This is a genomic window from Leucobacter sp. 7(1) (assembly GCF_900163635.1).
Classification (GTDB): Bacteria; Actinomycetota; Actinomycetes; order Actinomycetales; family Microbacteriaceae; genus Leucobacter.
This window is the reverse complement of sequence record NZ_FUID01000035.1, coordinates 1-21695: the sequence shown is the minus strand read 5'-3', so window position 1 is coordinate 21695 and position 21695 is coordinate 1. Positions and strand designations below refer to the sequence as shown.

General features: G+C 64.7%; 16 protein-coding genes. 6 read left to right on the top strand and 10 right to left on the bottom strand.

From position 1 onward, the window contains the following. Window positions 1-130 precede the first annotated feature (130 nt). The 4 genes from FM113_RS08020 to FM113_RS08005 are packed head-to-tail and all read left to right on the top strand — an operon-like array spanning window position 131 to window position 5660. Window positions 131-1618, top strand: coding sequence for a xanthine dehydrogenase small subunit (locus FM113_RS08020; protein ID WP_087013317.1), 1488 nt, complete (start codon window positions 131-133; stop codon window positions 1616-1618). Further along, the gene (gene xdhB, locus FM113_RS08015; RefSeq protein ID WP_087013315.1) at window positions 1615-3987 is read left to right on the top strand and encodes a xanthine dehydrogenase molybdopterin binding subunit; all 2373 of its coding nucleotides are present in this window, start codon (window positions 1615-1617) and stop codon (window positions 3985-3987) included. Before FM113_RS08020 ends, xdhB begins: the two co-directional genes overlap by 4 nt. Before the next feature lie 3 nt (window positions 3988-3990). Then, window positions 3991-4887 carry a xanthine dehydrogenase accessory protein XdhC gene (gene xdhC, locus FM113_RS08010; protein WP_087013312.1) on the top strand — a complete coding sequence of 299 codons (897 nt, stop codon included), beginning with the start codon at window positions 3991-3993 and terminating at the stop codon, window positions 4885-4887. After that, entirely contained in the window at window positions 4884-5660 is a 777-nt protein-coding gene (locus FM113_RS08005; RefSeq protein WP_087013310.1) for an SDR family oxidoreductase, read from the top strand. Before xdhC ends, FM113_RS08005 begins: the two co-directional genes overlap by 4 nt. Window positions 5661-5689: 29 nt before the next feature. On the opposite strand, the gene FM113_RS08000 is transcribed toward FM113_RS08005, so the two are convergent. Beyond that, on the bottom strand, window positions 5690-6220 hold the full coding sequence (locus tag FM113_RS08000) for a nucleoside deaminase (RefSeq protein WP_087013307.1): 531 nt from the start codon (window positions 6218-6220) through the stop codon (window positions 5690-5692). Window positions 6221-6451: 231 nt separating this feature from the next. Here FM113_RS08000 and FM113_RS07995 point away from each other — a divergent pair, with 231 nt between their 5' ends. Then, window positions 6452-9133: an S-layer homology domain-containing protein gene (locus FM113_RS07995; RefSeq protein WP_176387126.1), complete on the top strand. Its 2682-nt coding sequence runs from the start codon at window positions 6452-6454 to the stop codon at window positions 9131-9133. A 64-nt stretch (window positions 9134-9197) separates the two neighbouring features. On the opposite strand, the gene FM113_RS07990 is transcribed toward FM113_RS07995, so the two are convergent. Continuing rightward, entirely contained in the window at window positions 9198-9569 is a 372-nt protein-coding gene (locus FM113_RS07990) for an FKBP-type peptidyl-prolyl cis-trans isomerase (RefSeq protein WP_176387125.1), read from the bottom strand. 122 nt (window positions 9570-9691) lie between these two features. Between FM113_RS07990 and FM113_RS07985 the strand changes: the two genes are divergently transcribed. Next, a complete protein-coding gene (locus FM113_RS07985) occupies window positions 9692-10558 on the top strand; it encodes a fumarylacetoacetate hydrolase family protein (RefSeq protein WP_087013303.1) in 867 nt (288 codons plus the stop codon). Window positions 10559-10640: 82 nt separating this feature from the next. Here the strand turns inward: FM113_RS07985 and FM113_RS07980 are convergent, their stop codons facing one another. From FM113_RS07980 to FM113_RS18115, 8 genes are all read right to left on the bottom strand, one after another. Further along, window positions 10641-12125: an aspartate ammonia-lyase gene (locus FM113_RS07980; RefSeq protein WP_087013301.1), complete on the bottom strand. Its 1485-nt coding sequence runs from the start codon at window positions 12123-12125 to the stop codon at window positions 10641-10643. Window positions 12126-12210: 85 nt separating this feature from the next. Further along, on the bottom strand, window positions 12211-13659 hold the full coding sequence (locus FM113_RS07975; RefSeq protein ID WP_087013367.1) for an MFS transporter: 1449 nt from the start codon (window positions 13657-13659) through the stop codon (window positions 12211-12213). A 59-nt stretch (window positions 13660-13718) separates the two neighbouring features. Beyond that, the gene (locus tag FM113_RS07970) at window positions 13719-14591 is read right to left on the bottom strand and encodes a M48 family metalloprotease (protein ID WP_087013299.1); all 873 of its coding nucleotides are present in this window, start codon (window positions 14589-14591) and stop codon (window positions 13719-13721) included. Between the two features lie 12 nt (window positions 14592-14603). Next, window positions 14604-15173, bottom strand: a complete 570-nt coding sequence (locus FM113_RS07965) for a LemA family protein (RefSeq protein ID WP_087013296.1) — start codon at window positions 15171-15173, stop codon at window positions 14604-14606. Between the two features lie 9 nt (window positions 15174-15182). Continuing rightward, on the bottom strand, window positions 15183-18059 hold the full coding sequence (locus FM113_RS18275) for a choice-of-anchor Q domain-containing protein (RefSeq protein ID WP_217895982.1): 2877 nt from the start codon (window positions 18057-18059) through the stop codon (window positions 15183-15185). Window positions 18060-18256: 197 nt separating this feature from the next. Further along, the gene (locus tag FM113_RS07955; RefSeq protein ID WP_087013294.1) at window positions 18257-19585 is read right to left on the bottom strand and encodes a D-arabinono-1,4-lactone oxidase; all 1329 of its coding nucleotides are present in this window, start codon (window positions 19583-19585) and stop codon (window positions 18257-18259) included. An 11-nt stretch (window positions 19586-19596) separates the two neighbouring features. Next, complete coding sequence (locus FM113_RS07950; protein WP_087013292.1) at window positions 19597-20847, bottom strand: alanine racemase; 1251 nt, start codon at window positions 20845-20847, stop codon at window positions 19597-19599. Between the two features lie 55 nt (window positions 20848-20902). Then, window positions 20903-21055, bottom strand: a complete 153-nt coding sequence (locus tag FM113_RS18115; RefSeq protein ID WP_176387124.1) for a hypothetical protein — start codon at window positions 21053-21055, stop codon at window positions 20903-20905. Window positions 21056-21695 lie beyond the last annotated feature (640 nt).

Here is a 21695-nt window from a genome sequence, read left to right as displayed (position 1 = left end):
CACGCTCCGCTCACTATTTCAGCGTCGGCCCTCGCCGTAATTCTCGCTTCCGACCCCACGCACGCCATCGCCGACGTACGGACTGGGGCATCGTTGCCCAGCCTCCGGAATAGCTTGAGGAGACTGCCTCATGAATGACACCGAAGTTACGGTGAACGGGCACTCGCGTTCACTTGCCGGTTCGCCCACGCACACCACCGCGCTTGATTGGCTCCGCACCACTGGACTCTCAGGAAGCAAAGAGGGGTGCGCCGAGGGTGAGTGCGGTGCGTGCGCCATCCTCGTGGCGACCCCGAATCCAGACGGTGGCACCGCCTGGACACCCGTCAATGCCTGCCTCGTTCCTGTGTACGCACTCAACGGGCAGGAGATTACGACCGCAGAAGGCCTCGGCAGCCCCGAAGAATTGCATCCGGTACAGGAGAAACTCGCTGAGGCGGGCGGCTCACAGTGCGGCTACTGCACTCCAGGGTTTGCCTGCAGCATGGCGGCAGAATACTATCGCCCGACCCGCTCACGGTCGCGCACTCCCGCAGCCGCCGAAGCTCCCCCTGCGGCAGCACCGTGCCGGGATCGCGATCCGGAGCACGGACCTAATGGATTCGATCTGCACGCGTTGAGCGGTAACCTGTGCCGCTGCACCGGATACCGGCCCATCAGGGACGCCGCCTACGCGCTCGGCAGTCCGGAGCCGTCCGACCCGCTCCAACAGCGCCTGGCCGCACCCGCTCCAGTGACAGTTCCCACCGATGTCGAAGTCGAAGGCGCGCGCTTCGTCCGTCCCCAGACGCTCGCCGACACGCTGGCCATCATCCGGGACGAACCCGACGCGCTGATTGTCGCGGGCTCCACAGACTGGGGCGTCGAGGTCAACATCCGAGGCCGTCGCGCACCGCTCGTCGTTGCCATCGAGCAGCTCGACGAACTCCGCGAGCTCACCATCACCGATGAGGCCGTGGAGATTGGTGCCGCGCTCCCTCTCTCCGAGGTGGAGAACCGTTTGGCCGGTCGGCTCCCACTGCTCGCACAGCTCTTTCCGCAGTTCGCCTCTCGCCTCATCCGAAACCGCGGCACAATCGGCGGCAACCTCGGCACGGGCTCACCCATTGGCGACACTCCACCGGCGCTGCTCGCGCTCAGCGCGCACGTCGTTCTCGCATCGGCCGCCGGCGAGCGTGAGATCCCGATCTCCGAGTACTTCACCGGCTACCGCCAGACCGTGCGTCGCCAGAATGAACTCATCAAATCAGTCAGGATCCCGCTCCCGCTTGCCCGGGTCACTGCGTTCCACAAGATCGCAAAGCGCCGCTTCGACGATATTTCAAGCGTCGCCGTGGCATTCGCGCTCGACATCGAAGACGGTGTGGTCACACGGGCACAGATCGGCCTCGGCGGGGTGGCCGCAACACCGATCCGAGCAACTGAGGCCGAGCGGGCACTGCTCGGGAAGCCGTGGACCCTTGCCACTGTGACCGACGCCGCACGAATCCTAAGCGACTCCGGAACGCCGATGTCCGATCACCGCGCGAGCGCAGAATACCGCGCCATCATGATGAGCTCTGCACTCTTGAAGTTCTACAACTCGACCGCACTTGCTTCCGAGGAGGTCCCAGCATGAGCACGCTCGCTGATCGTCCAGCCCACCCCATCGTTGGCATCCGAGCCCCGCATGAGAGCGCGAAGCTCCACGTCACCGGCACCGCGATGTACACCGATGACGTCGCCGCGCACACCCCCGGCGTTCTCACTGCATGGCCGGTGCAGTCGACACACGCCCACGCGCACGTTCGCGTCGATGTGTCCGGCGCCTATGACGTTCCCGGCGTCGTGCGCGTGCTCTCCGCGGATGACGTCCCCGGCGTCAACGATGCCGGCGTACACAACGATGAACCGCTGTTTCCGAGTGTGGCCCAGTTCTACGGCCACGCCCTCGTCTGGGTACTCGGTGACACGGAAGAGGCGGCCAGGCTGGGGGCGGAACGAGTCACCATCGACTACACGCCGCTGCCCTCGCTGATCACCGTCAAGGAAGCGATCGATTCCGACTCATTTCAAGGCAACGAGCGGACAGTTTCCCGCGGCGACGCCGCCACCGCACTGCACGGTTCCGCTCACGTTTTCGAGGGAGTCACCGAGTTTGGTGGGCAAGAACACTTTTACCTCGAAACACACGCGGCGCTCGCGCTGCGAGATTCCGAGGGACAGTACTTCGTCCAGAGTTCCTCGCAGCACCCCTCTGAGACGCAGGAGATCGTGGCGCATGTGCTGGGCATCACCTCCAGCGAGGTGACCGTACAGTCGCTCCGCATGGGCGGCGGCTTCGGCGGAAAAGAAATGCAACCGCATGGCTTCGCAGCGATCGCCGCGCTGGGGGCCAAACTGACCGGCCGCGCCGTGCGGCTCAGACTGAACCGCACCCAAGACATCACAATGACCGGAAAGCGACACCCGTTCCACATCACGTGGAAAGCCGGTTTCGATACCGAAGGACACATTCAGGGTCTGGAGGCAAACCTCACCTGCGACGGCGGGTGGAGTCTCGATCTGTCGGAACCGGTCCTTGCACGCGCGCTCTGCCACGTCGACAATGCGTATTGGATTCCGCACCTGCTCGCGCGTGGACGCGTGGCGCGCACCAACAAGGCCTCAAATACGGCGTTCCGCGGCTTCGGCGGGCCCCAGGGCGCGTTCCTGATCGAAGACATCCTGGGTCGGGTCGCCCCGCTGTTGGGCATCGATCCGATCGAACTTCGCGCACGGAACTTCTACAAGCCCGGGCAGACGGCACCGTATGGCCAGGTCGTCAAAGACGCAGAGCGGCTGGACGACATCTGGACGCAGCTCCGTGCGGAGTCGGGACTGGATGCGCGGCGCGCGGAGATCGCGGCGTTCAATGCCCGAAACCCGCACGTGAAGCGGGCACTTGCGATGACTCCGGTGAAGTTTGGGATCTCCTTCAACTTCGCCGCGTTCAATCAGGGCGGCGCACTCGTGCACGTCTATAAGGACGGTTCGGTGCTCGTCAACCACGGCGGCACCGAAATGGGTCAGGGGCTTCACACCAAGATGCTCCAGGTGGCCGCGACCGCACTCGGGCTCGGGCTCCACCAAGTTCGCCTGGCACCGACCCGCACGGACAAGGTACCGAATACCTCCGCGACCGCTGCGTCCTCCGGCGCCGATCTCAACGGGGGCGCCGTCAAGAACGCGTGCGAGCAGATCCGCGATCGCCTGGCCCGTGTGGCCAGTCGGATGCTTGACGCGGACGAAGAGGATGTCCGATTTGGCGGAGGCTACGTCACCGCGCTCGGTAACCCCGCACAGCGTCTTACCTTCGCTGAGGTTGTCGGCTCCGCGTATCTCCAGCGCGTGCAACTGTTCGCGGCGGGGTACTACCGAACCGAAGGTATCCACTGGGATGCCCGGGTGATGCAGGGCTCGCCTTTCAAGTACTACGCCTACGGTTGTTCCGCGACCGAGGTTGAGATTGACAGCTTCACCGGCACCTATCGCGTGCGCCGGGTCGACATCGTCCACGACGTCGGCGACTCCCTCTCGCCCATGCTCGACATCGGACAGATCGAGGGCGGCTATGTGCAGGGTGTCGGCTGGCTGACCCTCGAGGAACTGCGCTGGGACACGAGTGACGGCCCGCACCGCGGCCGGCTCCAGACCCAGTCGGCATCGACGTACAAACTGCCGAGTTTCTCAGAGATGCCTGAGCAGTTCACGGTGCGCCTGTACGAGAACGCCCGGGAGACGGGGGCTGTGTACGGTTCCAAGGCCGTTGGGGAACCGCCCTTCTTGCTCGCCTTCAGCGCACGCGAGGCGATTCGAGAAGCCGTGGCGGCGTTCGGTCCGGCAGGACACGCAGTTGATCTGCCCTCACCCGCGACGCCGGAGACCGTGTACTGGGCAGTGAGCGCTGCGCAGCAGGCGCGTGTGGCCAGCGTCGACCCTCAGCTCGCCACCGCGGGTGCGGAGTAGCTGATGGACTGGATCGACGCGCTGCAGGGATTCCGGTCCCGACGCGAACCCGCCGTGATCGTCACCCTCGCAAGCGTGCGCGGGCACGCGCCGCGCAACGGCGGGGCCAAAATGGTCGTCGGTGCCACCGAACTCATCGGCACAATCGGGGGCGGCAATCTCGAGGCCACCGCCACAGAACGCGCACGCGCGATGCTTCAGTCTGGCACTGCCGAGCCGGCTCTCCTGACATTGCGTCTCAGCGATAAGGCCTCCGCAGACTACGGTGTGCAGTGCTGCGGTGGAGAGGTGACAATTATGCTCGAACCCGTGCCGGTCGTCCCAGCAGTGGCAATCTTCGGCGTGGGCCATGTCGGGCTGGAGCTCGCCAGGATCCTCGCACGCCACGAGCTTGAACTCCACCTTGTCGATTCCCGAGCTGAGATGCTGGATCCCGACCGCATCGGTATCCCCGGCGTCGCAGGGGTTCTGGGTGACGCTGTAGCTCGCGTACACGTCGCCCATTCGCCGCTCCCCGAGGCCGCGATTGCGCACCTCCCACCGGGCACACACGCGCTCGTGATGACACACGATCATCACGAGGACCTCGCGGTGATCGATCAAACGCTCCGCGCAACGCATCTCGGCTCGATCGGCCTGATCGGCTCCCGATCGAAGTGGGTACGATTCCAACACAAACTCCGCGGCACCGGGCACTCGGATGCCGATCTCTTGCGCATCACCACGCCCATCGGTGTTCCCGAGGTGACCGGCAAGCAGCCCGCCGTGATCGCCGTGAGCGTCGCAGCACGCCTGTTACAGCTCATCAGCGCCGCGGCCCCCGTCACTGTGTCGACGCCGCTCACGGTGCCCGCGATTCCCCAAGCCGGCGATGTCTCCGTGCCGGAGCGCGCCGAGTGACCGCCGCAGCGTCTCCCACAGCGATCGTCACCGGTGCGGGCAGCGGGATCGGGCGCGCCATCGCCCACGCTCTGCTCGCCGATGGCTTCGCGGTGACCCTAGCTGGGCGACGGATCGCGCAGCTCCGGGAAACTGTCGCGGCAGTCCCGGAGCACACCGCCGGCGTATCCTCGCACACACTGCTGTGCGAGACGGACGTGACGGATCCCGCGCAGGTCGAACACCTCTTCGCCACGCACGCTGCGGAGTTTGGACGCCTCGACGTGCTCGTCAACAACGCCGGCACGTTCGGACCGACAGCGGATATTGGCGATCTCACGCTCACCGATTGGGAGGCCACGCTCGCCGTCAACGTCACAGGGTCCGTTCTGTGTGCCGGTGCGGCCTTCCGCCAGATGCGCAACCAGACTCCCACAGGGGGCCGAATCATCAACAACGGTTCAATCTCGGCGCAGACCCCGCGACCACGCTCGGTCGCCTACACGACCACGAAGCACGCCATTGCGGGGCTCACGAAGTCAATCGAACTCGACGGACGCGCACACCAGATCGTCGCAACGCAGCTCGACATTGGGAACGCCCAGACCGGCCTGCTTGACACACTCGTGGGTCCGGGTGCCCTCCAAGCAGATGGCTCCACGCGCCCTGAGCCCGCGTTTGAGGTTGCTCACGTCGCAGCCGCTGTGCTCCAACTCGCCAGACTCCCGCTTGCGGTCAGCGTGCCTCAGCTGACAATTACCGCTGCGGGCATGCCGTTCATCGGCCGCGGCTGAGCGGGCCGCGACCGGACTCAACAGACCCTTCAGTACTCAGTTCGAGCGGAGTTCTGCGTCCACTCAGTGAAGGGCGCAATACGCTGATCCGTCGGCAGTGTTTCCTGAGCAACTGGCATCACCGCCCGGTCCGCTGGACCGCCTTCGAAGTATTGATAGAAGACGGCGTCGTCGAATCCCGCCTCGGCAGCATCGTGACGATCCGCGGCGAAATACACACGATCGATCCGCGCCCAGAGCGAGGTCGCGAGGCACATGGGGCACGGCTCACAGCTTGTGTAGAGCACAGCACCCGTGAGGTCAAACGTGCCAAGTCCCTGACAGGCGTTGCGAATGGCGGTGACCTCCGCGTGCGCTGAGGGATCAAGATTTGCGGTGACGCGGTTCAGACCTTCGAATACACGCCCATCCGCGGACACCACGATCGCCCCGAATGGACCACCCTCGTTTCGCACGTTCTCAACCGCGAGTTGCACCGCCCGGGCGAGATAGTCGGCCGGGGATGAAGCAACGCCTGGGCTGTTTGCCGGGATGGGGGCAGCAGTTCCGTTCGTCTCCATATGTGAAAGCTTCCTTGCGCTCGTGGCGGGTTCCGTCTGGGCCGAGTCAGTTGCCCAGAGAGTATCAGCGAAAACCTGCCACTTCAATGTTTCTTGGAATCGAAATTTCATGATGTGAGATAAAACTCGCCTGGTCGCGGGCAAGTCATCACACTTCCTCAACATCAAGCGGTCATGCACTCCTCACTGAGACTGTTTTGCGAACGCACAGCTTGGCCTATGATGCGCTCGATGTATTCGCCCGTAGCCCTCGAGAAGGACACCCGCATGCACCCCATCCCATCCCGCCGTTCGCGGCTCTCTCGCACGCTCGCATCATGCGCCGCAATCGCTGTGCTGGCCTCAGGTATCGGCCTCACGACCGGTGCCGCGGCACACGCCGAGCTCCTTCGATCTGGGCCCGTAGCCGGCCAGTTCGAGGGCCCCGTCGCCACCCCTACCGAGACGCTCGATGCAATTTCCGAGCCCGCTTCGGAAGAGCAGGAATCCCCGGAAGTGCCGGAACCGGCCCCGTCCGTACCCGATGAGGGCGAGGAGACCTCAGCCGTGCCGGCCGACACCGAAGCGCCCGGCGAGCCCGATCGGAGCGAGGTCACTCTTCCGGCCGAGGAGGCCGTGGAGTCTCCTGCTCCGGCACCCGAGCCGGTTCCGAACGGAGCGCCGGAGGCCATCACGAACGGGTCCTCCAAGCAAGCAGCTACCACGATTGGGCTCGGGCAGACCGTGACTGGATCCGCAAAGAGCTACTACTCCCCGACGTACTATCGGCTCCGCGCTCCGAGCGATGGGCGGGTAAATTTCTCGCTCACGTTCCCAACTTCGGTGTCCGGGGAAGCATTTCAAGTTGAGCTCGAGTCGGATGTCTCAAACAACGAGTATGAATACCGATTCAACGGCGGCGATGCACAGGGCAAGAGTAGCGCCATTCCCGCAGCGTTCCTGCCCGCCGGTGACTTCTTTGTGATCGTCCGCCCACTCTCGGAGTCGACGCGCAATGTCCAGTACACACTGAACGTCACCCACAGTCAGGTCTCCCAGGTCGAACGCGAACCCAACAATTCCCGTTCACAGGCAAATTTCATCACTGCCGGGAAAACCATCCACGGGTCCTCTGACTCCTACTACAACCCTGACTTCTTCGTCATGAACACACCCCAAGCTGGGACTGGCCAGATCCAGTTCACATTCCCCAATCGCCTCTCCGGGAAGACCTATCTCCTGAACATCTACGATGCGGGCGGCACCGAAATCGACGAGTTCGAACTGTTCGGTTCAGATGCGGACGGGCGCGCACTCGCCCAACGCTCAATTCGCTTTCCCAAAGGCCAAATATTCGTGGAAGTTCGGGGATACGAGCCTGCCAAGGGCCAACCCTACACACTCACCCTCGGCATGAAGGTCACCGCGTCCACCCCGACGATTTCAGGGAACACATCGCTGGGGTCCACGCTCACCGCACAGCCCGGGAAATGGGGGCCGGGGACCATGAAGTTCGCGTACCAGTGGAACCGTGACGGCAAGGCGATTCCGAAGGCCACCGGCGCATCATACAAAGTGGCTCAGGCCGACGTGGGCCGCGCGCTCACCGTCACAGTGACGGGCTCCCGCGAGGGCGTTGGCTCCGCGAGTCGCACCTCCGCGAAGAAGGTCATCCCGACAACGTTCCTCGATGTGGGCCGCAGCCACAAGTTTTACAGCGAGATCCAGTGGATGTACGACACAAAGCGCACCACGGGCATCCGCACTTCGAAGGGCCTCGCATATCAGCCCAAGTCCGGGGTGACCCGGGAGGCGATGGCCGCGTTCTTGTTCCGACAGGAAGCGAAGAAGGGGTACGCCCCGCCGAAGAAATCCCCGTTCCGGGATGTCCCGACGAACCACAAGTTCTATAAGGAGATCGCCTGGATGTACGAGCAGGGCATCTCGACTGGCAGCAAGACGAGCGCGGGCCGCGAGTACCGCCCGAAAAACGGTGTGAGCCGCGAGGCAATGGCGGCCTTCCTGTTCCGGCTCCGCGCCCCCGTCACAGCCCCGACGCCCAAGACGGCGCCGTTCGCCGACGTCGGCACGGGCCACAAGTTCGCGCGCGAAATCGCGTGGATGAAGAGCAGCAAGCTCTCCACAGGCTCCAAGATCGGTGGCCGGATCGTCTACCAGCCAGGCACCACCGTCTCACGCGAGGCTATGGCCGCGTTCCTGTACCGCATGGACCGTTCCGTACCCCCAAAGCCGACCACGCCCACGACACCGAAACCGCCGACAACGAAACCGCCGACCACCAAGCCCCCGACCACGAAGCCGCCGGTAAGCAAGACGCTGAGCGCCGCAGTGCCGTCGATCAGCGGGAACGGCCGCCCCGGGCACACGCTCACCGCGCACACGGGCGCCTGGGGTCCGGCCCCGGTGAACCTCAGCACCCAGTGGCTGCTGAACGGCACCCCCATCGCGGGGGCTACCGGGCAGCACTACACGGTCAGGCTCGGGGATGGCCGGCAGAACATCAGCGTGAAGGTCACAGGCTCAAAGAGCGGGTACACGACCGCGAACCGCACGAGCGGGACCGTCTGGGTCGCGCCGGATCTCGGCGACAAGCTTGTCGCCGGGCAGACGCTGCCGAATAACTTCTACTTGGAGTCCGGGAACGGCAGGTATCGACTCGTCATGCAGGACGACGGGAATCTCGTCGCAACTGACTATGGGAAGGCGTACTGGAGCACGAAGACAAATGGGAACGGATCCCGCACTACGCTCAACATGCAGACCGACGGCAATCTGGTCATTTACAGCCCGACCAAGGTGGTCTGGGACTCGAAGACCACCGGCAAGGGCGGCACACGACTCGTCATGCAAAACGACGGCAACGTGGTGATCTACACTGCGACCGGACGTCCTGTGTGGGCCAGCAAAAAGTAGCCACATACACAAGTGCCCCCGCCCGGAATCCCGGGCGGGGGCACTCAACTGTGGGACAGCTGAATTAGCTGACGCCGAGCAGGTCGATAACGAAGATCAGAGTCTTGCCGGAGAGCGGGTGTCCGCCCGAGGTGCCATAGGCCTGGGCCGGGGGCACGATCAGCTTGCGGCGGCCGCCGACCTTCATGCCGGGGATCCCGACCTGCCAGCCCTGGATGAGGGCGCGCAGCGGGAAGTTGATGGACTCGCCGCGGCTCCAGGACGAGTCGAACTCCTCGCCGGAGTCGTATTCGACGCCCAGGTAGTGAACGTCGACGGTCGAGCTCGCGAGAGCCTCTTCGCCGCTGCCCTCCACCACGTCAACGATCTGCAGCTCTGCCGGGGCGGGCCCGTCGGGGAACTCGATCTCGGGCTTCGTCATCGGTGTTTCAGTCATGCCACCCATTCTCCACGATTCACAGGGCCTCTCACCTCCGAGTTCGCTCAGAGGAAAGCCTCGGCGCGTCACGAACGCCTGTATGCCCCACACGCACCCCCGGGTTCAGATACCCTGGAAGGGTGAGATTCGCACACTTGTCCTCTGCCCCCACGTCTGCCCCTGAGCTCGTCGTTGTCCAGGACGAGCGGTACCTCGCAGTTCGCTCGCTCGGCGCGGAGTACGCGACCCTGCAGCAGCTCATCGAGGCTGGCCCCGAGGCCACCGATCGGCTGCGCAGCGCAGTCGCGGCCGCCCCGGACGATGCCTGGCAGGAGCTCGCGGATGTCACCTACGCTCCCGCGGTCATCACCCCGCCGATTGTCCTGGCCGTCGGCCTGAACTATGACGAGCACGCAAGCGAACTAAGCCTCGACAACGATTCGGGCCCCGTGCTCTTCTCGCTGTTCCCGAACTCGCTCGGTGCCCACAACGGTGAGGTCCCGATCCCGGTCCACATCAGCGAAGAGGTGGACTACGAGGGCGAGCTCGGTGTGATCATCGGCCGCCCGGCAAAGAACGTCACACCGGAGGAAGCCCTCGACTACGTCTACGGCTACACCACCATCAACGACATCACTGCGCGGAACGTGCAGTTCCAGGAGCCGCAGTGGTCACGCTGCAAGTCGTTCGACGGGTTCACCCCGATCGGGCCCGTGGTCGTCACGGCCGACGAGATTCCCGACCCGCAGGCGCTTGCCATCACCACGGACGTGGACGGCCTCCGCGTGCAGGATTCGACGACCGGGTTCATGGTTCGCACAGTCGCCGAGCTCATCTCCTCAATCTCGCAGTCGCTCACGCTGCTGCCCGGCACCGTCATCTCGACAGGCTCCCCCGGCGGCGCGGGCCGCTCGCGCAAGCCGCCGCTCTACCTGGTGCCTGGCACCGAGGTTACGGTCACCATCGAGAACGTGGGCACCCTGACCTCGCACTGCACCCGGGCGTAGCCCACTCCGGGCGCACGCGCGCCTCGGGAACACAAAAGGACCCGGCGAGAATCTTCTCGCCGGGTCCTTTTGTGTGTGTGTGCTACTCGACGTCGGAGTCGGATCCTGCTTCGAGCTTCTGGGGCGCGCCGGGAACGATGTCGATCGCGCCAGTCTCGGGGGCGAGGCCCGCGAGCTTCTGAGGCTGCAAGATGTCGTCAAGTTCGGCCTGGTCCAGGAGGCCCCGGGACACAACAAGCTCCGAGACCTTCGCGTTTGTGGAGAGGGCTTCCTTCGCAAGCTTCGAGGCTTCCGCGTAGCCGATGACGGGAGCGAGCGCCGTGATCACGGTCACCGATCGAGCCACCATGTCTTCGAGGCGATCCTCGTTCGCGGTGATGCCGTCGACGCAGTTCACGCGCAGGGTCTGGCACGCGCGCTCAAGCCACGTGATCGACTGGAACAGCGAGTGCGCGATGATCGGCTCGAACGCGTTCAGCTGCAGCTGCCCGGCCTCGACCGCCATGGAGACGGTGACGTCGGATCCGGCAACCGCGTACGCAACCTGCGACACGGCCTCCGGGATCACGGGGTTCACCTTGCCCGGCATGATCGAGGACCCAGCCTGGCGCGCGGGGAGGTTGATCTCGCCAAACCCGGCCTGCGGGCCCGAGGAAAGGAGGCGGAGGTCGTTCGAGATCTTCGAGAGCTTGAGCGCACTGCGCTTGAGCGCACCCGAGAAGGTCACGAACACACCCGTGTCGCTCGTGGACTCGACAAGGTCACCGGCGGTTTCGAGGTTCAGCTCGGTGATGTCGCGCAGGTGGCGAATCACGGCTTCCTTGTAGCCCTTGGGTGCGTTGATGCCGGTGCCGATCGCGGTGGCGCCCATGTTGACCTCGCCAAGCAACGACACGGCTTCCTGGAGGCGCTCAATATCCTCGCGCAGGGTCACCGCAAAGGCGTTGAATTCCTGACCGAGGGTCATCGGGACGGCATCCTGCAGCTGCGTACGGCCGACCTTGATGATGTGCGAGAACTCGCGGCCCTTCGCGGCAAACGACTCGGAAAGCAGGCGCAGCTCCTCGAGCAGGCTGCCGAGCGAGAACGCAAGCGCAATCTTGATCGCGGTCGGGTAGGTGTCGTTTGTCGACTGGCTGTGGTTCGTGTGGTCGTTCGGGTTGATGTACGCGTAGTCACCCTTGGGGTGGCCTGCGAGCTCGAGCGCGCGGTTCGTGATGACCTCGTTCGCGTTCATGTTGCTCGACGTACCTGCGCCGCCCTGCACCACACCGACAACAAACTGGTCGTGCAGCATGCCGGTCTTGATCTCTTCGCAGGCCCGGTCGATCAGCGTGGCGCGCTGCTCGTCGAGCGCCCCGATCTCCAGGTTGGCGCGTGCAGCGGCCTGCTTCACACACGCGAACGCGCGGATGAAGTCGGGGTACACCGAGATGGGCCGACGCGCGATCGGGAAGTTCTCGTGCGCACGGGCGGTGTGCACACCCCAGTAGGCGGATGCGGGAACCTCGACGCTGCCGAGCGAATCCGTTTCAGTGCGAGTCTGGGCGGACAGGAAGTCACTCACCGGTTATCTTGCTCCAGTTTTGGAAGGGGTGCGGACCAGCCGCTGGGACGCACCCAGCCTACCCCGCAATGGTGCGCGGAGCCACTTACGCCGGCCGCCGCGCGGAGGCGTCCGGATCCTCGTCATCAGCATCGGCTGGTGCCGAGCCGGGCTCGTCGATGCGCGGGATCATGCCTGTGGGCACCTCCTGCGGCGCGGATTCACCGACGGGCTCCGGCTCGCGCCCCAGTACAGCGATGGGAGCGGTCAGAGTTTCGGACTGACGCGCGCGATTGTCACCGAGCCCCGGCCGGCCCACGTGCGTGACGCGCCATCGCCCACCCGAACGATGGAAACGGAGTTGGCGCTCGGTGAGCAGCCAAGCCATCCCAACCCCGAACGCCAAGAGCGACGCCGCGGCGCTGATGTACAGGGTGGAGCGGGCCCCCAGGGCGTTCGCGGCGGCACCCACGAGCGGCGCACCAATCGGAGTGCCGCCCATCAGGATCGCCATGTACAGGGCCAACACGCGGCCTCGCACCGCGGGATCCGCCGTCGTTTGCACAAAGCCATTTGCGGTCGTCAACATCGTGGAGATCGCAAGCCCCAGGAACACAAGCATGGCGGCGAACGTCCAGAACGTGGGCATCATCGCGGCGATGAGACTGACCACGCCGATACCGCCGACAGCGATGATCACCACGCGCATTCGAGCCGCGGGGCGTCTGGCCGACAGGAGCGCGCCGGAGAGCGAGCCGATTGCGAGGATCGAGGACAGCAGGCCGTAGTCCCCCGCCCCTCTCCCAAATTCAACGGCCATCGTCGAAGACATGACCGGGAAGTTCATGCTGAACGCGCCCACGAGGAAAACGATCACAAAGATCACGAGCAGATCATGGCGCTGTCGCACGTATCGGAACCCTGCAAGGAGCTGCGTAAGTTGCCCCTCCCGCGGCCCGCTCGATGCCGGCGTAACCCGGCGCGTGGTGATCAGAAGCAGCGCCCCGATCACGGCCAGGAACGAGACGCCGTTGATGATAAACACCCAGCCCGAGCCCACCACGGCGATTAGCACGCCCGCCACGGCGGGGCCGATGAGGCGCGCCGAATTGAAGGACGCGGAGTTCAGGGCGACCGCGTTGGAGAGCTGATCGTTCCCCACAAGGTCGGAGACAAACGCCTGCCGCGAGGTTGTATCGAAGGCGTTCACGATCCCGAGCGCCAGCGCAAACCCGTACAGGTGCCAGATCTCCGCCGCGCCGAACACGAGCAGGGTGCCGAGCCCGAACGCCAGCAGCATGAGGAGCGACTGGGTCACGAGCAGCACCTTGCGCCGGTCAAAACGATCCGCCACCGCGCCACTGAAGGGGACGAGCACAAGCTGCGGGCCGAACTGCAGGGCCATCGTGGTCCCGACCGCGGCCGCGTTGTTCGCGGTGAGCTCCGTCAGCACCACCCAGTTCTGCGTGGTCGCCTGCATCCACGCACCGATGTTCGAGACGAGCGCCCCGACAAACCAGATGCGGTAATTGCGCACGGACAGGGAGCGGAACATGTTCGACACGGGTGTGGGCAACCTCCTTCGGCTGCCTCCACCCTACTCCTGCACAGGGACTAGAACTTGTCTCCCATGTCGAGCAAACGGCGGATCCGCTCCGGGATCGGCGGATGCGTGGCGAACAAGCGTTGCATCATGCCTGGCTTCAGCGGGTCTGCAATCCACAGGTGCGCCATGCTCGACTGCTGCTTCTGCAGCGGCTGACCATAGGTCGAGAGCTTGTGCAGCGCACTCGCGAGCGCCTCCGGGTGACGCGTCGTGAGCGCTCCCGTGGCGTCAGCCAGGTATTCGCGCTGGCGAGACACCGCGAGCTGTACGAGGCTCGCGACGAGCGGGGCCACGAGCATCGCCACAAGGCCGAAGATCATGACAACCGGGTTGCCGTTGTTGTTATTGCGGCCAAAGAACGCCATGCGCACAAGCATGTCCGCGATCATGCCCACGGCGACGACAAGCCCATAGACGATCATCGAGACGCGGATGTCATAGTTGCGCACGTGCCCGAGCTCATGTGCCATGACGCCCTCGAGCTCAGAGTCCGTCATCAGGTCAAGCAAGCCGGTGGTCGCGGCAACCATCGCGTGCTCGGGATCCCGCCCCGTCGCAAAGGCATTGGGGGCTGGATCGTGCACGATGTAGACCTCGGGCATCGGCGTCCCCGTCGTGATCGCGAGATTCTCGACGATCCGGTACAGGCGCGGGTTGTCGGCCTCGGTGATGCGCTGGGCCCCACTCATCGCGATCGCCTGCCGACCAGCCATGAAGTACTGGATCAGCGCGTAGCCGAGCGACACCACCATGACGGTGATGACGATCCCGGGCGACTGATAGATCGCCGAGGCCAACCAGCCCAGCCCACCGACGATGCCGATGAACAGCAGGACAATGAGAAAGCTGTTGACCTTGTTGCGTCGTATGGCGCTGTACACGGTCCTCCGTGGTTAGAACTGAATGCGGGGCGGTTCGGAGATCGCGGCGATATCCGCAACCTCGAAGAAGTCGCGCTCCGTGAAGCCCATACCCCGGGCGAAGATTGTGTTGGGGAACACCTGGATCTTGGTGTTGTACTCACGGACGCCACCGTTGAAGAAGCGGCGCGAGGCCTGGATCTTGTTCTCGGTGTCGACGAGTTCGCTCTGCAGCTGCAAGAAGTTCTGGCTCGCCTGGAGCTGCGGGTACGCCTCCGCCACCGCGAAAATGCTCTTCAGCGCGGACTGCATGTGGTTCTCCGCGAGGGAGGCCTCGGCCGGGCCCTGCGCAGAAATCGTCTCCGCGCGCGCCTTGGTGACCGAGTCGAACACACTCTTCTCGTGCGCCGCGTAGCCCTTCACCGTTTCGATGAGCGAGGGGATCAGGTCGGCGCGGCGTTTCAGCTGCACCGTGATGTCGCTCCAGGCCTCATCAACTCGGACGCGTAGCGTCACCAAAGAGTTGTACGTCGCCCAGACATACACACCGAGAATTACGAGGACGCCGACGACAATCAGCGTGGCAATCAATCCACCAGACATACGTGCATCCTATCCAGCATTTCCATGAAACCGCTGTGATCGCAGGATTCCGCGGGAGAGTTTCCCGGCGGCGAGTAGCAGCCCGCCCGCGGCCAGCAGCAACACCACCCAGACAAGGCCTTTGGCTGGGCTTGCTCCTGTGTCGGCAAGCGGAGTCGTCGTGCTGGGCTTCGCACCTGGGTCGGTCGCAGACTCAGTGCCCGGGTCAGTCTTGGGGTCAGCGCCAGGATCAGCGCCAGGATCAGCGCCAGGATCAGAGCCTGGATCAGAGCCAGGATCTGTCACCGGATCCGTACCAGGATCCGTACCAGGATCCGTACCAGGATCCGTAACGGGATCTGTCACAGGATCTGTCACAGGATCTGTCACAGGATCCGTCACCGGGTCAGTCCCCGCATCGTCCTGCGAGATCATGACTGTCGCTGTTTCGCGCTCCCCCACTTCGGTGTCCACGGGAGACACGAGTGTCGCGGTAAAGTCGCGCACCCCTGGAATGCCCGCTCGCGTGTCGACCGTGAACTCCTTCGCGGCAGCATCACCCGCGGCCCAGGAAAGCTCAATGGGCTCCTCGGTGTAGTCGACGCCAGCAATCGCCGTGCCGTCGCGCAAGGCGACGCTGACACGTGCGGCATCGGACACTTCTCCGCTCCGCGTGACCTCCAATGTCGCCGGGTCCCCCGCTCGCACCGCAATATCGGCTCCGATCTCGATAACTGAGGGGGCTCGTTCGACCGCACCGCGATCCGGCCCTGCACCCTGCGGCCGCGACAATCCACGCTGGTCCGTGCGCACCTCAGACGGAACAGCTGAATTAAGCAGCGGCGAGCGTGTCGCCGGGAGCATCGTTGGGGTTGCTCCGCCGTTGTCCACGAGTTCACCCAGGAGCCAATCTGCAATCGGCAGCTCGTCCGCGAACCCTGCGGGCAGATCCTCGCTGTGGGGGACCGTGTTTGCCGTTCCTGTGACCAGGCACTCAGGCCCCGCTAGGATCGGCGGGCCGTCTTCCGGCCCCCAGGCCGAGTTCTGCACCGTCAGCGCTCCGCGTCCGTCCGGACGACACTCCTGTGCAATCGATCCGCCGGGCATCGACACATGCTCCATCCGAGTGTGCACGTCGCTCCCCGATACGCGTATCGCGGGCACCCCCTCGTCCGTCACGGAGGCTTCTCCGGCTCGCCGCTCGATCGTCGAGTTTCGCATCACGAATTCTGCGCGATCCTCCACGTTGGGGCTCTCGAACTCGAGGATCAGATCGCTCACCCAGCTCACCGAGTCATCACCGAGGGCATCCGGATTGTGGAACGTGCTGTTTTCGACGAGGATGTCAATCCCCGACGAGCTCACGCCCCCCGCCACGCTGAACAGCGCTCCGGACACCTCTCCGTCCCGGTTGTCGCTCACCACAGTATTGCGGACCTCGAGCGTTGGTCCCACACGCTCAGCGGAACTGTCGATGTTCACCGTGAGCCCGGCACCACCATCTTTGCGCCGGGCAGTGTTCCCAACGAACTGCGAGTCCCGGATCTCTACCCGTTGCTCGGACGTCTCAAGGTCGAGTTCCTCGATGACAAACCCCGCAGCGGTATTCCCTCGACTCACGACCTGATTGGCAAGGAGCCCCCCGGCCATCTCCGTCATCATGACAGCACCCGCGTCTGCGGTGATCCCGGTGACCTCGACTCGCTCGAGTACCGTGTCCCCCGTCACATCGTCCAGCAAGAGCCCCCAGTCAAGCGGCAGCTCCGCGGTGCCCCCGCCGCGCAACGTGACGTCCCGCAACACCAACGCCGGGCGACTGATCGGAACTTCCGGAGCTACGCTCTCGATCTCGAACACAGCAAGCTCCGCCTCAGATTCACGGACATCTACCCGTTCTAGCCGCGCCACACCGTCAATGCCAAACACGCTCCCGATCGTGGTCCTCGCGACACTGTCCATGAGGGTGAGATCCTCGATGACGAGTGTCTCCTCGGCCCCAAAGTTGCCCTGGATACCTGAGATATACAGGGTTTCGCCATCAACTTCCGTATCCTGGAACTCGTTTCTGAGCAACGCAACACCCCCCTCCACGTATTCCATCGCGACGATTCCAGTGGATTCTTCGCTGCCGAGTCGGGTGAAGGTGTTGTCGGCAATCAGGAGAGCGGGTTCCGCTCCTCGCACCGCTGGGGAAGAGACGACATCGTCGACGTTCACCGCAAGCCCCTGGTGCTCTGATTCCTCCGGGGTGAGGTCGACAAAGGTATTTCCGAGGATTCGCACCTGCTGTTCCGCCGTCACCGATACTCCATCGATGGCCAGCGCGTCACCTCCGAGGCCCTCAAACGTACTGTCAGTGACCGAGACGCTCCCCCTGACACCCTGTATCTCGAGTACCGCCTCTTCGTGTGCCTCGGTCTCCTCGGTCCCGCCCGTCACACGCAACCCGGTAATTTCGAGGTCAGATTCTGCCTGATCAAGTTGAATTCCGCCCCCGTTCGCGTTGCGTATCGCAACCCCATCAAAGATGTTGGGGAACCCCGCTGGCCCCTCGTCGAGAACGATCATTGGCTCCCAGTTGTCGGCCGTCCCCACGATCGTGAGACCGAACATCTGCAGATTCACTTCGTCGAGGTACAACCACGAATCTGGTCGCCACTCAAGCGTGTCGATCTGCGTCCACGTCACGGTCGCGCCCTCGCCCCGAATAGTGACACTCTCGGTGAGCCACCAGGTTCCCGAGAGTTCAGCGTGCAACCCCGGGGCGAACGTAATCGTGGCGGGTGCCCCGCCGGCATTCACGGCCTCAACTGCGGCACCAAAACTTCCCTCGCCGGAGTTCCCGGGTGCCGTCACCAGGTAATTCTCTCCCGCGGGGAGGGGCGTGCGGTCAGCAGGAATTCCCACGCTGCGCTGCCTAGCATCCGGCACCTCCAAGTTCTGCACGAGTGGTACCGCGAGAGTCAGAGTAAGCACGGCAGCGGCGCTGAGCCGCATCGCACGGAGTAACCGGAGGCGTCGCAATTGTTGCTCCTAGAGTTCGATTCCCCCGAACCCGGGCACCACGCTAGCGGTCGAGATTCTCTCGCGCAAACCGAATCTCGTCAGATACTGAGCACTCGATCCAGGTAATCGTTGCGGAATACCCGTTCAGGGTCAAGGTTCTCGCGAACCGTCGCAAATCGGTCGAATTCCGGATAGCGCTCCCGCAGTTCAGCTGCGCCAAGTGTGTGCATCTTGCCCCAGTGCGGGCGCCCGCCGTGCGCGGCAAGGATCGCCTCAGCATCCCGAAAATAGCCGAGATCTCGGTCCCGGTGGTACCGGTGCACGGCGATGTAACCGGAGTCGCGCCCGTGGGCCGTCGAGAGGAGCAAATTGTCGGCCCCGGCCGCCCGCACCTCGATCGGGAAGGAAACGCTGTAGCGCTTCCGCTCAATCATCGCCCGGAGCTCTCGCATGGTGTCCGCGACTTCCTCGAGCGGCACGGCGTACTCCATCTCGCGAAAGTGCACTCGACGGTGCGTCACGAACACGCTGTGTGACTCGTCCGTGTAGCGCCGCCGACTCGACAGGGTTTCCACGAACCGATTGACCGCGGGAGTCGCACGGGGCGTCACAGCGCCCAAGTTCACACACGCACCAAAGGCAAGATTGTTGGCGAGTTCCTCGTCGACGAAGCGGGAGAGCTTACCGAGTGGTGCGCGGCCGTGATCCAGCGGGAGGCGGGTGTTTGTCTTCGTACGCACAGTGTCAGTGTGCGGAAACCAGAAGAACTCGAAGTGGTCGGCCGCACGCGAGCGTTCGACAAATTCGGCGAGGACGATGTCGAGCTGATCCGGCGCTTCATCCGCTTGCAGCAGGAAACGTGGCACGCACTGCAGCGTCACCTCGGTCACAATGCCCAGCGCACCGAGGCCCAACGCCGCGGCGGGCAACAGTTCTGGATAGTTGTCCGCGTCAATGCGAATCGTGTCGCCGGTGCCGGTCACGAGTTCGAGACCGACGATGCCCGTAGCAATCCCGCCGAACTTGAGCCCGGTGCCGTGTGTGCCGGTCTGTGTTGCGCCCGTGATCGACTGCCTGTCGATGTCGCCCATGTTCGGCAGGGCGAGGCCCAGCGGTCCGAGGAGAGCGGGAAGCTCCCACAGTCGCGTCCCGCCGCGGAGCGTTACCCTGCCGCGCTGCGGATCCGCGGAGACGAGCCCACGCATGCGGTCCATACTGAGCTGCACACCGTCGGTCGCGGCAATCGAGGTGAAACTGTGTGAGGCACCCACGGCCTTGACAGTGTGACCGGTCTCCCCGGCGCGGCGAACCGCAAGCGCCACCTGATCCGTCGATCGCGGGGCGAGCACCAGTGCCGGATCCGACGACTCCGTGCGCGCCCAATTCTGCCACCGCCGCGGCGTTGCTGCCCCCCTCGCCCCGTTCAATCTACGTCCACTCACAGGAAGCACTTCCCCTCACCTCGGTAGCTCAGTATGGGATCCCCCGCGGATCCATCGGGCCCCACCGGAACAACCTCGGCCGTGTGTTCGAGGGGTTCTCCGGCCTTGGTGTGCCGCAGCCAGACCCGATCCCCCACGTGCAATGCCCGAGCCGTCGCCCCGCGTAGCGGAGTCTGCACCTCCCCCGCACCCTCGCGTGGCTCATAGGAGAGACCCGCAGGCCACACCGGCATGGGTAGCCGATCCGGCGCAGCGGGACCGGAAGCAATCCACCCGCCGCCGAGCAACGTCGCTCGATCTGGCGTGGGTTTTCGCACAACATCCAGCGCGAATCCCAAGGCCGGCGCGACAGTGAAGGCGCGGTACCCGTCAAACAGGTGCGGACCATAGAGACCACTGCCCGCCGCGACCTCGGTGATCGCGGCTTCGGCGGCGGTCCGCTCGATCGACCCGGTCCCACCCCCGTTCACGAATTCCAGATCGCCGACGTCCCGTACCGCAGCGATCGCCGCACCGCGACGATCTGCGAGCTCCGCGCCGCTCACCCGCTGCATGGTCCGGAGCAGAGCCGCCTCCGCGGGATTGGCTGCACGATCCCCCACCCCGGCGATCTGCGCCTCGTACGCCATCACACCGACGAGACGAAACCCCGGCCGGGCGGTGACGCGACTCGCCAGATCCCGCAGCGCTTCCGGGCTATGCACCGGCGAACGTCGCACCCCGATATGGCCGAGGGCCCGACTCCGCCACGACACATCGAAATCCAGGCACACGCGAATCGGCACGCGCGATCCAGGAGCAAGGGCGGCGTCGATGACGTCGAGGTGCTCCTCGCTATCCACCATGACGGTCACGCGCTCAGCGAGCTCTGCCGATTCCCCCAGCTGCCGCAGGGCCGCGCGGTCCGCGCTCGGATACGCCACCACGACGTCGTCAATCGTGTCGGCGAGCCAGAGCGCCTCGGCCACCGTGTACGCAAGCACCCCGTTGAATCCCGGCAAGGCGAGCACCGCTTCGAGCACCGTCCGGGATCGCACCGACTTGCTCGCAACGCGGATCGGTATTCCCCCCGCACGTCGCAGCAGATCGCCCGCGTTGCGGCGTAGCGCCGGAGTGCTCAGCGCGACGACCGGTGCCGGCCTGTCCCGCGTCGCCGCATCGAGTCCACCCCAGTACCGATTCGGGTCTTCCCACGGAGCGCGCGACGCGGCCGCGACCACGTCGGCCCCGCTCAGATCGAGAGTCATACCCGCAGTGTATTCCTCCCGCGATACCCCGAGTCGCACGCACAACCCCTGCAGACTACGAAGCGTCGCGCAGCGCCTGATCGACCTCTGCTTGCCACGCGCGTTTCGCCGCGGTGCGCCGCGCCCGCCACGCGCGTACCCGAAGCAGCAGCGCGAGGGCGATTGCTCCGAGTACCAGGAGGAGGAGCAGGATCTTGGCAAAGGTCACGGACGTAGCCTAACGCGGAGCGCTCTGGCTGTGCGCTCTTTCTTTGCGGACCTGCTTTGCGGGTTTGCTTTGCGCACTGGCCTTGCGCACCAAATTTGCTCACCGGCGTTGCTCAGCTGCCTTGCTCACCGGCTTTGCGGAACAGCCTTGCTCACCGGGTTTGCGGAACGGCCTTGCACACCGGCTTTGCGGAACGGCCTTGCGGACCGGCTTTGCAGACCGACGTTGCGGACTCGCTTTGCGTACCGGCTTCGCGGACCGTCGTTGCGGACTCGCTTAGCGCACCGGCCTTGCTCAACCGCCTTGCACACCGGCTTTGCGGAACGCCCTTGCTCACCGGCTTTGCGGAACGGCCTTGCAGGCCGTCGTTGCGGACTCGCTTTGCGCACCGGCCTCGCTCAGCTGCCGTGCATACCGACTTTGCTCACGGGCCTCACGCACCGGCTTTGCTCATCCGCCCCGATTTCAGCCTGGCTTCCGGCCCGCGCTCTTCCACAAAAGCCCTACTTCTCGCACCGAGCCGGCAAGATCGCCGGTGCACCATGCCTCCTACACATAACCGGATGCCGCTCATTCACACCTGGAGCGTCTCGGAAGAGTGGGGGGGGGGGGGGGGGGGGGGGGGGGGGGGGGGGGGGGG